The following is a 12,926-nucleotide window of genomic DNA, read 5'->3' as shown; positions in this document are numbered from 1 at the left end:
AAATAGAGTTAATAAAGAAAAGGTATTTAGTTATAAAAGTTATGTAAAAACAATCCATATTAATACAGAGAGGATTAGAGAATGGGAAAAAAATTATTAGAAGTAAAAGACTTGAGTGTTTCTTTTAATACATATGCTGGGGAAGTTCAAGCTCTTAGAGGTATTAACTTTTCTGTGGATCGTGGAGAAACACTTGCAATCGTTGGAGAGTCTGGTTCAGGGAAATCAGTTACTGTGCAGACGATTATGAGATTGATACCAATGCCGCCAGGAGAAATAAAAAATGGAGAAATTCTTTTTGATGGGGAAGATTTGGTAAAGGCTTCTCCAGAAAGAATGAGAGAACTTCGTGGCGGAAAAATAGGAATGATATTTCAAGACCCTATGACATCGCTTAATCCAACAATTAAAGTTGGAAAGCAGATTATGGAAGGGATTTTAATTCATAAGAATGTAACAAAGGAAGAAGCAAAGCAACAAGCTGTTGAAATGCTTAGAAAAGTTGGAATTCCTAAACCAGAAGAAAGATTTCATCAATATCCACATGAATTTTCTGGAGGAATGCGTCAAAGAGCAGTTATAGCCATTGCACTTTCGTGCGAGCCAGACTTGTTAATCTGTGATGAGCCAACAACTGCTTTGGATGTTACAATCCAAGCACAAATTCTAGATTTGATAAATGAACTGAAAAAAGAACTGAACATTGCTGTAATACTTATAACACATGATTTAGGAGTAGTTGCTGAAACTGCTGACAGAGTAGTTGTTATGTATGCTGGAGAAAAATTAGAGGAAGCTCCTGTAAGAGAACTATTTAAAAATCCAAAGCATCCTTATACTTGGGGACTTTTAAAATCATTGCCAAGACTGGATATGAAAATTGGAGAGAAACTGGCTTCTATTCCAGGGACTCCGCCAGATTTATTAAAACCGCCTGCAGGAGATCCGTTTGCAGCACGTTCTGAATATGCAATGAAAATTGACTACGAAAGAAAACCTCCTATGATTGATTTAGGAAATGGGCACCTTGTAAAATCTTGGCTTTATGTCGATGGTGCTCCAAAAGTAAAATCTCCTTTTGAGCAGGAAGCAGATAACAGAGAAGAGGAGGGGAAATAATGTCATCTAATGAAATCAAAAAAGAAAAATTAATAGAAATGAAAAATTTAAAAAAATATTTTCCAATGAAAAAAAGACAAGTACTAAAGGCTGTAGAAAATGTTACAATGGACATTTACAAAGGTGAAATTCTAAGTCTTGTAGGAGAATCAGGTTCTGGAAAGACTACGCTTGGAAGAACTGTCAGCAGACTTTATACAAAGACAAATGGGGATATTTTATTTAATGGAAAACCTATAGAAGATTATGGAAGAAAAGAATTCACAAAAAAAGTTCAGATGATATTCCAAGATCCGCAGGCTTCCCTTAATCCAAGAATGACTGTTGGAGATATTATTGCTGAAGGGATTGATATTCACAAACTAGCAGCTTCAAAACAGGAAAGAATGGAAAAAGTTTATGGCCTTTTGGAAATTGTTGGACTAAACAGGGAGCATGCGAGCCGTTTCCCTCACGAATTTTCTGGAGGACAAAGACAGAGAATTGGAATTGCAAGAGCATTAGCAGTTGATCCAGAAGTATTAGTGTGTGATGAGCCAATTTCAGCTCTGGATGTGTCAATTCAGGCACAAGTTGTAAATTTATTAAAGGACTTGCAAAAAGAAAGAAATTTGACTTTACTATTTATCGCACATGATTTGTCAATGGTAAAATATATTTCAGACAGAGTAGCAGTTATGTATCGTGGAAAAGTAGTAGAACTAGGAACTCCAGAAGTTGTTTACAGCGACCCTGTTCATAGCTACACAAAGTCTCTTATTTCCGCTGTACCAATAGCAGATCCTGATTTCAAGAAGACAACAAAAATTGATATGGAAGAATCATATTTAAGAAGTCCAATGGGAGATGCTTCTGAAATAGGTATTATCCCTAAAACTCCTGAATTAACAGAATATAAGCCAGGACACTTTGTGGAAACTTCTTTCTTAAAGGAAAAAGGACTTATTTAAAAAATATTTTAATGTTTCAAAATAATTTATTTATAAAAAATCAAAATTTTAGAAAGGAAATATCAAAATTATGAAAAAAAGTTTTTTAGTATTTTGTTTACTTATATCAATGTTTATCATCTCTTGTGGAAAATCTGGCAATGATGGTAAATCAGCAGCATTTAACATTGAAGCTGAACCAACATCTTTAGATCCCCAAGTTTTAACTGATATCAGTGGATTTATGGTTGCAAATATGACTTATGAGCCACTTGTAAGGCTAAATGAAAAAAATGAAGTTGTTCCTGCTGGAGCTGAAAGCTGGACTAAATCAGAAGACGGAAAAGTATGGACATTTAAAATCAGAAAAGGAATGAAATGGAGCAACGGAGATCCTGTTACAGGAAAAGACTACTTTAACGGAATCAAAAGAGGAATCGATCCTAAAACTCAATCTGAATATTCAATACTTACTTTCTACATTGAAAATGCAGAGAACTTTAATAATGGAACTATAAAAGACTTTGGACAAGTTGGAGTAAAATTAAAAGACGACTATACACTTGAATTTACTTTATCAAAACCTGCACCATACTTTATAAAGACATTAATTATGCCAATTTACTTCCCAGTTAATGAAAAAGCATTGGCTGCTAATCCTGAAGGATATGCTTCAGATGCTGATAAATCTATATATAATGGACCTTTCATTATGAAAGAATGGGTACACGACAATAAAATAGTAATGAAGAAAAATCCTAATTACTGGAATGCTCAAAATATAAAATTAGACACTCTTACAGCAACAATTGTAGCAGATTTTGACGCAGCTACAAATTTCTTTGAAAATAAAGAGTTGGATTTAACAAGAATTTCTGTAGAAAAGATGGCAAGTTACAAAGGAAAACCTGAATTACATACAGTTCCTGATGGAAGAGTATACTATTTTGGATTTAATCGTTCAAATCCTGTATTAAAAAATATAAAAATTAGACAGGCATTATCTCTTGCAATAGATAGAAAACAGCTTGTTGATAGTGTTCTAAATGGAGTAGGACTTCCTGCTTCAGGAGTTGTTGCACTTGGAAATGCTGGGGAAAAAGGTGACTTTAGAAAAGAAGCTGGAGATTTATTTGCACAATTCTCAAACACTAATCCAAAACAGTTATTTGATGAGGGATTAAAAGAATTAAATATTACTCCTGCACAAGTTAAGTTAAAATTAACTGTTGACGAAAAAGGAACTGGTAAAAAAGAAGCTGAATTTTACCAGGCTCAATGGAAAGAAAAATTAGGTATTGATGTGGAAGTGGAAGTTCTAACTACTAAAGAAAGAATCGCACGTGCAAAAGCTGGAGAATTTGACATAGTAAGATATGGTTGGGGACCTGATTATGCAGATCCTATGACTTACCTTGAAATTTTCCACTCAAAATCAAAAGATCTTAATTTTGCTAAATATTCAAATCCTGAGTATGACAAATTAATTGACTTGGCTAAAGTTAACCAAGATAATAAAACTAGAATGGATGCGATGAAAAAAGCAGAAAAATTACTATCAGACGACTTTACATATTCAGCACTTTACTATCAAGTAGGGGTATATTTAATAAATCCTAACTTAAAAGGTGTTGTTTTACGTTCAGTTGGAGATTCTGTAGACTTTTATAGTGCTTATATTACAAAATAATTTTAATTTACTAATTTAATATAGTAAAAGAAAGGGTGAGTGCAAGTATGAAGAAAATATTACTAATCTTTACAATATTACTGGCTTTCGTTATTTCCTGTGGAAAAGGTGGAGATTCTGAAACATTAAAGCTCAACTTAAAAGAAGAAGGGAAATCTTATGATCCACAGCTTGCAAATGATTCAACGGGAGAATTTGTAGATTCACTTATTGCTGAAACATTAACAAGACAGGCAGAAGATGGAAAATCTATTCCTGGTGTGGCAGAAAAATGGGAACACAACGAAAATTCAACAGTGTGGACATTCCACTTGAGAAAAAATGCAAAATGGAGCAATGGTGATCCTATTACGGCAAAAGACTTTAGAGATGGTTGGGTTAGAGCATTAAAACCTGAAACAGCAGGAGAATATGCAGATAAATTATTTTACATAAAAAATGCTGAACAATTTAATGCAGGGAAAATTAAAGATGAAAATCAGCTTGGTATAAAGGTTATCGATGATTACACACTAGAAGTAACATTGAACAATCCTCTTACCTACTTTGATTCGATTGTAAGAATTCAGACTTATGCTCCTCTAAACAAAAAATTCTATGATAAAGTAGGAGAAAAATATATGACATCTCCTGAAACATCAATTTCATCAGGTGTATATATAATAAAATCTTGGACAAGAGATTCAGAAATCGTATTCGAAAAAAATGAAAACTACTGGAATAAAGATAACATTAAATTAAAATCTATAAAGATATTATTTATAAATGATCCTAATGCCAGCGTAAATGCCTTTAAAAATGGAGAAATTGACTCAACAAACATTTCTGTTGAGCAGGCTAAGGAATTTAAGAATGACAAACGTAAACTGCTTGTAAAAGACGGTTCTGTCTGGTATATGACATACAACATGAAAAATAAAGTTCTTGCGAACAAAAAAATTAGACAAGCTTTATCACTTGCTGTAGATAGAGAAAAATTAATTACAGATGTACTTGATAATACAGGAGAAGCCGCTTACACTTATACAACAAAAGGTGTTGGAATCAACGGTATTTCAAAAGATTTCTCTGAAGAAGCAGGAAAAATTTTCCCAGCTTACAATCCACAAAAAGCAAAACAATTGCTAGCAGAAGGATTAAAAGAGCTAGGATTACAAAAATTGCCTGATTTGACAATGATTTTCAATGATTCTGGAAATAATAAGGTTATTTCTGAATATATTCAAGAAAGTTTAAGAACAAATTTAGGAGTAAACCTTAAAATTGAAGGAATGACATTCCAATCAAGACTAGATAAAATGCAACACAGAGACTATGAAATTGCTCTTGCAGGTTACAACGGAGATTATAACGATGCAATCACTTACTTAGATAGATTCTTGACAAAAGATGGAAATAATTTTTCAGATTACTCTAATCCTCGTTACGACGAACTTGTGAAAAAAGTTAAAAGTTCTGGAAATCAGGAAGAAAGAGTTAAGAATATGATTGAAATGGAAAGAATAATTGCAGAAGATATGCCTGTGGGACTACTTTACTATAGACAAAATACAAAATTATTGAATCCAAGAGTTCATAACATTGTATTTAGTCCAATAGGAAAAGACTTCGTTTTGGATAATACTTATATAAAATAATCAAAAAAAATTTTTATAGAGGAAGGGAAGTTATTATGAAAAAGATAATAATTTATTCAATAAATTTAATATAAAATTTTGAAGGAGAAAACTATCATGAAAAAAATATTAGCTATGTTAATGATGCTGATTTTCGTTATTTCTTGCGGGAAAAGTGGCGGAAATAGCAAAACGTTTACTTTAAATCTGACGGATGAGCCAAAATCTATTGATCCGCAAATATCAACAGATATTGGTGGAGGAACTGTCAACGATCTTTTAATGGAAGGATTGACTAGAAAAGGAAAAAATGGAACATTTGAACCAGGACTTGCTAAAAGCTGGGATAAATCAGCTGATGGATTAAAATGGACATTTCATTTAAGAGACAATCTAAAATGGAGCAATGGTGATCCTATTACTGCCCAAGACTTTAAAAATGGATGGCTTCGTGCATTAAAACCTGAAACAGCTTCTGAATATGCATATATGCTTTATCCAATAAAAAATGCAGAAAAATATAATAAAAAAGAAGGAACTGCAGAAGAAGTTGGAATAAAAGTTATCGACGATAAAACTTTGGAAGTAGAACTTGGAACTCCAGTTCCATATTTTGACAGCCTTGTGGCATTCAAAACTTACATGCCATTAAATCAAAAATTCTTTGATGAAACAAAAGATTCATATTTTACAGAATCTGAAAAAACAATATCTTCAGGTGCCTACACAATGGAAAGCTGGACACATGGCTCAGAAATTATATTCAAAAAAAATCCTAATTACTGGGATGCGCCTAATGTAAAAGTTGAAAATATTGTGTACAAAATAATACCTGATAATAATTCAGCATTAAATGCATTTAATAACAAGGAAGTAGATGTAACTTCAATTACAGCTGAACAAGCAAAAGGATTTAAGGATAATCCAAAAATGGTTTCAAATAATGATGGATCAGTATGGTATCTATTATTTAACTTTAACAACAAAACACTAGCAAATGTAAAAATTAGAAAAGCTCTTCTTATGGCAATTGACAGGGAAGGTTTAGTAAAAAATGTATTAAATGGATATGGAACAGCAGCAAAAACTCTTGTTCCAAAAGGAATAGGAATAAAAGGATTAAATGACAAGGACTTTACAGAACAAGTTCCTACTTCAACATTAACATACAATCCTGCGGAAGCTAAAAAATTATTAGCAGAAGGACTGAAGGAAACAGGAGCAGCAAAATTCCCTAATATGTCAATGCTAATTAATGAAAGTGGAAATAATAAAGTTATTGCAGAATACATTCAGGAACAATTAAGAAAAAATTTAGGTATTGAATTAAATCTGGAAATAATAACTGCTCAGGAAAGATTCTCAAGAATGAAACAAAAAAACTTTGACTTAGTTCTTGCAGGATGGTCTGGAGATTATCCTGACGCAATTACATACTTAGATTTATTTGAATCAACAGGTGGAACTAACTATGGTTCATATAAAAACCCTCAATATGATGCTTTAGTTAAAACTGTCAGAGGTACAGCCGATCAAAATGTCAGAATTCCTGCACTTGTTAAACTTGAAGGATTAGTTGCGGAAGATTTACCAGTTGGTGTACTTTTCCACAGAGAAAAACAATATTTAGTTGATGAAAGAGTTCAAGGACTTGGATTTGTTGCAATTGGTGGAGAATACTATTTCGGAAATCTATCATTAAAATAAGTTAAATTATAGGGGGTATCGTGTTATACCCCTTATTTAGTAGTTTAAAATTTTAGAAAAATATCTAAAAATAGGAGGAAATAAATCAATGAAAAAACTGTTTTTGATATTGACATTGCTAATGTTTGTACTTTCGTGCGGAAGTAAAAATGGAAACAATGGAAATACATTTACATTAAATATAGTAACTGAACCATCATCAATTGATCCACAAATAACAACAGATGTTCCTGGTGGAACTGTTGATGAATTAATTTTAGAAGGTCTTTTAAGAAAAGACAAGACTGGAAAATCTGTTGCTGGTATTGCTGAAAAATGGGAAAAATCAGAAGACGGACTTGTTTGGACGTTCCATTTAAGAGACGGTGTGAAATGGAGCAATGGAGATCCTGTTACTGCAAAGGACTTTAAAGCTGGATGGCTTCGTGGATTAAATCCTGACACAGCAGGAAGTAATGCAAGTATGTTATTTGTAATAAAAAATGGAGAAAAATACAATTCTAAAAAAGCTTCAGAAAATGAAGTTGGAATAAAAGTTGTTGATGATAAAACATTACAAGTAACTTTGGAAGCACCTACTCCATATTTTGATGATTTAGTTACGTTCAAATCATTTATGCCGTTAAACCAAAAATTCTACAACGAAGTAAAGGATAAATACTTTACAGATGCTGAATACACAATTTCAAACGGTCCTTACACTATGGAAAGCTGGACTCACGACTCAGAATTAAAATTCAAAAAAAATCCTAACTACTGGGACGCATCTAATGTAAAAACTGACAATGTCGTATTAAAAATAATCGCTACAGATTCAGCTGTTAATGCTTTTAAAAACAAAGAAGTTGATGTAACTGCTATAACTTTTGAACAAGCAAAAGAATTTGCTGGAAAACCAGAACTTGTAAAAGCTGATGATGGTGGAATTTACTACTTACTATTCAACACAAAAGAAAATGTATTTAAAAATGCAAAAGTAAGACGTGCAATAACTATGGCAATAAATAGAGATGAACTTATAAACAAAGTTCTTGAAGGCTCTGAAAAAGCGACTAAAGCGTTCACTCCAACTGGAATCGGACTAAACGGTATTGCAAAAGATTTTGCACAGGAAGTTACAACTGACCAGCCTAAATTCAATGTTGAAGAAGCTAAGAAATTACTAGCAGAAGGACTTAGGGAAGAAGGATTAACAGAACTTCCAAGATTTGAAATTTTATTTAATGACACAGGAAGCAGAAAAGCTATTGTCGAATACATTCAAGAAAACTTGAGAAATAACTTAGGAGCAAATGTCGAACTGGATGTTGTAACAGGTAAGGAACGTGTTGAAAGAACTAAAAAACGTGATTATCAAGTTGCTCTTATGAACTGGACTGGAGATTTCCTAGATCCAATCACATATTTAGATTTATTTGAAAGCACAAATGCAAACAACCGTGGAGATTTCAAAAACGCAAGATATGACGAATTAACTAAAATTGTAAAAAGCTCTGCTGATCCAAAAGTAAGAGTTCCTGCAATGCTAGAAATGGAAAAACTTATCTCTGAAGAACAGCCAGTTACAATCTTATTCCAAAAACAAAAACTTTACTTAGTAAATCCAAAAGTTAAAAATCTAGGATTTGTATCAATTGGTGGAGAGTTCTTTATAAGAGATGTTGTAATGAATTAACTTAACGTAAGGGCATCACACGACATGCCCTTACAATTTTGATTGAGCAATTCTTTTAAAACCTATTTTATAAAATAGATTGTATAATAAAATTCAACAAATTTAATACTAAACCTCGTTTAAAAATGAAAATAAATTTTTATAATAGGGGTGTTCAACAGTTAATTCATAATCATTCAACTTTTTTATTTTCGTAGCCGCAAATCCTTATCTTGCAGTAAAGATTTATACCCTTTATTAGAAAAGTTTGTAATAAATTTGTTATTTAAATGAAGGTTAATATAAAGCAAATTAGTGAATATCTTAATAAAAAGGAATATAATTTTATGAAAAATAAATTTATCCTGCTGGACAGAGATGGCGTAATAAATGTAGAAAAATCATATTTATATAAAATCGAAGATTTTGAATACGAAAAAAATGTAATTAAAGGACTTCATAAATTACGTGATTTAGGGTATAAATTTGCGATTATAACAAATCAGTCTGGAATTGCGAGAGGCTATTACACAGAAGAAGACTATTTAAAATTACAGGATTTTATTGAAAAAGATTTGCTAAAACATGGGATAAAGATTGAAAAATCATATTTTTGTCCACACCATCCAAATGGAACTGGAAAATATGGTATTGAATGTAATTGCCGAAAGCCGAATACTGGTAATTTTGAACTGGCGATAAATGAATTTAATATTGATATTAAAAATTCCTTTATGATAGGCGATAGGCCAACTGATTTGATTCCAGCAGAAAAACTGGGGGTTACTCCCGTTTTAATAAAAACAGGCTATGGCATGAAAAGTTTGGAAAAACTTGAAGAAACAGGGTTAAATCCTGTAGTTGTAAATGATATTCTAGATTTTTCAGAAAAATTGAAAAACAAAAAAATTATTATTGAGTAAAAATATAAAAAAGGTAAATTTACCTTCCTTATAAATGAAAAAGTTCTAATCTTTATTGACTAGAACTTTTTTTACTATCTTTATTTTAGTGTTGTTAATATTTTTTCAAACAATCCTTCTTCAGTATATTTCTTAGGCTCTATTCCTACTTTTAATCCATATTTTTCAATAGTTTTTGTAGTAACAGGACCAATAGATGCTATAACTTTATTTTTCAGAATTTCTTTTATTTCCTCATTTTCACTTAAGTTTATGCTGTCAGCAAAGGCATTAAAGGTTGATGAGCTTAAGAACATTAAAATGTCGCTTTCTTTTATGTATTTTTCTGCTTTTTCCTTTTCCACTTCAACTTTCTGAGTTTTATATACTACAAGTTTTTCATAATTTCGGTTGTATAAATCTGAATATTTTTTTTCATTTACTGGAGAAATGTCAGATACTATAAACAGTATTTTTTCCTCTTCCTTAGTAAAATTCACACTTTCACTTGCCAGTCTTTCTACCGTGTATTCTTCTGGATAAAAATCTGGAATTATTTTATATTTTTCAATTTCTTCAGCAGTTTTTTCTCCTACTACACCTATTTTAACATTTCCTAAAGCACGGATATCCTTTACTTTTCGCATAAATCCAATAACAGAATTTATGCTGTTAAATAAAAGGGTACTGTATTCCTTCAAATCAGGCATTTCAAAATCGACATATTCTATATTAATAAATGGAAGGCTCAAAGCCTGTCCGCCAAGTTCATTTATTTTATTTGATATATTTCCTTGTTTTTCCCTATTTCTTGTAACAAGAATATTTTTCCCAAATAACGGCTTATTCTCAAACCATTTCATTTTTTCCCGTAAATTCACCACTTCTCCAATCAAAATAATGGCAGGCGATTTTACATTATGTTCTTTTACTGTATTTACTATTGTTTCCAATGTTCCTGTGTAAGTTTTCTGTCTTGTCGTTGTTCCATCTTTTATTATTGCGACAGGTGTTTTCGGATTTTTTCCGTTATTTATCAAGTTTTCTGTTATTTTTTCAAGATTGCTTAATCCCATTAAAAAGACCAAAGTTCCTTCCAATTTTGCAATAACTGGAAAATCAAGTTCTATTCCGTTAAATTGGGTATGTCCAGTAAACACATGAAAAGAAGTGTTTATTCCTCTGTGAGTAACAGGAATTCCAGCATAAGCTGGCACAGCGATTGAAGAAGTTATCCCTGGAATTACTTCAAAGTCTATATTTTCAGCAACCAAGGCCTCTATTTCCTCTCCTCCTCGTCCAAATACAAAAGGATCTCCTCCTTTTAGTCTTAGAACTGCAAGTCCTTCCTTACCTTTTTCCACTAATTTATTATTTATTTCTGCCTGCAATTTTCCTCCAGCAGTATTTTCTTTCCCCATATAAATCATTTCCACATTAGGCTTAGCATACTGTAAGATATTTTCATTTACAAGCCTGTCGTAAACAATGCAGTCCGCTTTTTCTATCACGTTTTTCAATTTTAAAGTTATAAGCCCCTCATCTCCACAGCCTGCTCCTGCGATATAAACTTTACCTTTTCTCATTTTTCATCTCCTCTTTTTTTATTTCTTCAGCCAATTTTTGTGCAGTTTCCTTTGGATTTTCCCTATTTCCTTCAACTTCTTTAAATATTCTGACTCCGTTAACATTAAATATTCCCTTTAATTTTAATGTATTTCCTTCAATAACCGATGAACAGCCTATCGGAGTATGGCATCCTCCATCAAAAATTTTTGAAAATTCTCTTTCAGCTTTACACATTATTGTAACTTCATCATCATTTATAATTTTCAGAAGGTGTCGTATTTTATTATCATTTTCCCTGCATTGAATACACAAAATCCCTTGTCCTGGTGCTGGCATAAATGAATCTATATCAAAATATTCAGTAATTCTGTCTTCCAGCCCAACTCTTTTTAATCCAGCCGCAGCCAGCACAATCGCATCATATTCCCCATCATCAAGTTTTTTCAGCCTTGTGTGAATATTACCTCGAATTGCTTTTATTTTTACATCATTTCGCAAATTTAGAAGCTCCTTTTCCCGTCTTATGCTCCCTGTCCCAATTACAGAATTTTCATCAAGTTCTTTTAATTTTTTTCCATTTTTTGAAACAAGCACATCACGGTTATCTTCCCTCATTGGAAAACATGCGTTTAAAAGTCCTTCTGGAGTGTTCTGTGGCATATCCTTTAACGAATGTACCGCCAAATCTATTTTATTTTCCAGCATTTCCTTTTCGATTTCCTTCACAAACAAGTCCTTTTGCGTAGTTCCTTTTATTTTTGTAAAGTCCCTTAGGTCCTTATCTCCCTTTGTAACTATAACTTTCAGTTCTATTTCCAGCGGACTTTTTTTATCGAGTCCTTCAATTTCGCAAAAATTCTCATTTTCTCTTAATTCATCATATTTTTTAATAAGCATTTCCTTCACTTTTTCTGCTTGTGCAAGTGCCAAGATGCTTCCTCTAGTTCCAATAATTATTTTATTTGATTTCATCCATTTTCACCCATCTCAATATTTTTCTGATTTGTATATTTTCTTCTTTTTTCAAGTTTTTCCGCTATTTTTTTTAGCTGCTCCTCAATAATGTAAGAATATTTTTCTACAATTTCATCCCGCTTTTCCACATTTTTATTATATTCATCCCAAATATCCTCCAAATGATAAAGCGAAGCATTTTCAAACTCCCCTATACTTGCCTCAATATCTCTAGGAACCGCTAAATCAAGGAAAAACCGTTTTTTCCCATCATTCAAAATATTTTGAATTTTCGCTGTTTCAAGAATCAAATGTGGTGCAGAAGTGGCACTTATTACAATATCCATATTTTTTATAACATTATATTTCTCATTAAATTCTGCAGTTTGAACATCTGGATACACTTTCTGCAATTCAATTGATCGTCGTAAACTTCTATTTGTCATTGTCAAATGGCAATTGTTCATTTTGTGAAGAAGTGCAAGAATTGACTGGCTCAAATCTCCCACTCCAATTACAAATATTTTTTTATTTTCAAGGCTCTCAAATTTTGTTCTTATAAATTTTACAGCTATCGAATCAAGTGAAATATTTTTTTCATTTATCTTGCTTTCCGCCCTAAATCTTTTCCCAGTTTCTATCGCCTGATTAAACATTATATTCAAAAATGAAGATGTAATATTTTTGTCAAGAGCGTCAAAATATGCTTTTTTAAGCTGTACAAGAATCTGATCCTCTCCCTTTATTATCGAATCCAGCCCACAAATCACCCGCAGTAAATAATGC

The 12,926-nt window shown here is 32.0% G+C and carries 10 protein-coding genes; 7 read left to right on the top strand and 3 right to left on the bottom strand.

All coding sequences use genetic code 11. The features are described from left to right. The first annotated feature begins 81 nt into the window (after nucleotides 1-81). The 7 genes from Q0370_RS03155 to Q0370_RS03125 all read left to right on the top strand — a co-directional run bounded on the left by Q0370_RS03155 (nucleotide 82) and on the right by Q0370_RS03125 (nucleotide 9,638). Nucleotides 82-1,119: an ABC transporter ATP-binding protein gene (locus tag Q0370_RS03155; protein WP_299572027.1), complete on the top strand. Its 1,038-nt coding sequence runs from the start codon at nucleotides 82-84 to the stop codon at nucleotides 1,117-1,119. After that, complete coding sequence (locus Q0370_RS03150; protein WP_299572024.1) at nucleotides 1,119-2,069, top strand: ABC transporter ATP-binding protein; 951 nt, start codon at nucleotides 1,119-1,121, stop codon at nucleotides 2,067-2,069. Before Q0370_RS03155 ends, Q0370_RS03150 begins: the two co-directional genes overlap by 1 nt. A 70-nt stretch (nucleotides 2,070-2,139) precedes the next feature. Further along, nucleotides 2,140-3,738, top strand: coding sequence for a peptide ABC transporter substrate-binding protein (locus Q0370_RS03145; RefSeq protein ID WP_299572022.1), 1,599 nt, complete (start codon nucleotides 2,140-2,142; stop codon nucleotides 3,736-3,738). A 47-nt stretch (nucleotides 3,739-3,785) separates the two neighbouring features. Beyond that, nucleotides 3,786-5,375: an ABC transporter substrate-binding protein gene (locus Q0370_RS03140; protein WP_299572019.1), complete on the top strand. Its 1,590-nt coding sequence runs from the start codon at nucleotides 3,786-3,788 to the stop codon at nucleotides 5,373-5,375. A gap of 96 nt (nucleotides 5,376-5,471) precedes the next feature. Then, complete coding sequence (locus Q0370_RS03135) at nucleotides 5,472-7,061, top strand: peptide ABC transporter substrate-binding protein (RefSeq protein ID WP_299572017.1); 1,590 nt, start codon at nucleotides 5,472-5,474, stop codon at nucleotides 7,059-7,061. 88 nt (nucleotides 7,062-7,149) lie between these two features. Continuing rightward, nucleotides 7,150-8,736 carry an ABC transporter substrate-binding protein gene (locus Q0370_RS03130; protein WP_299572013.1) on the top strand — a complete coding sequence of 529 codons (1,587 nt, stop codon included), beginning with the start codon at nucleotides 7,150-7,152 and terminating at the stop codon, nucleotides 8,734-8,736. A 326-nt stretch (nucleotides 8,737-9,062) separates the two neighbouring features. After that, complete coding sequence (locus Q0370_RS03125; protein ID WP_299572010.1) at nucleotides 9,063-9,638, top strand: HAD family hydrolase; 576 nt, start codon at nucleotides 9,063-9,065, stop codon at nucleotides 9,636-9,638. Between the two features lie 80 nt (nucleotides 9,639-9,718). Here the strand turns inward: Q0370_RS03125 and cobA are convergent, their stop codons facing one another. The 3 genes from cobA to Q0370_RS03110 all read right to left on the bottom strand — a co-directional run. Then, the gene (gene cobA, locus Q0370_RS03120; RefSeq protein ID WP_299572008.1) at nucleotides 9,719-11,203 is read right to left on the bottom strand and encodes a uroporphyrinogen-III C-methyltransferase; all 1,485 of its coding nucleotides are present in this window, start codon (nucleotides 11,201-11,203) and stop codon (nucleotides 9,719-9,721) included. Continuing rightward, nucleotides 11,190-12,158 carry a hydroxymethylbilane synthase gene (hemC, locus tag Q0370_RS03115; RefSeq protein ID WP_299572006.1) on the bottom strand — a complete coding sequence of 323 codons (969 nt, stop codon included), beginning with the start codon at nucleotides 12,156-12,158 and terminating at the stop codon, nucleotides 11,190-11,192. The genes cobA and hemC overlap by 14 nt, the downstream gene beginning before the upstream one ends. Further along, a partial coding sequence (locus Q0370_RS03110; protein ID WP_299572004.1) for a glutamyl-tRNA reductase occupies nucleotides 12,155-12,926 on the bottom strand: 772 nt, incomplete at its 5' end. The genes Q0370_RS03110 and hemC, both read right to left, overlap by 4 nt.

Origin of the sequence: uncultured Leptotrichia sp. (assembly GCF_938036635.1) — a bacterium.
GTDB classification, from domain to species: domain Bacteria; phylum Fusobacteriota; class Fusobacteriia; order Fusobacteriales; family Leptotrichiaceae; genus Leptotrichia; species Leptotrichia hongkongensis.
This window is presented reverse-complemented; position numbering and strand designations above follow the sequence as displayed.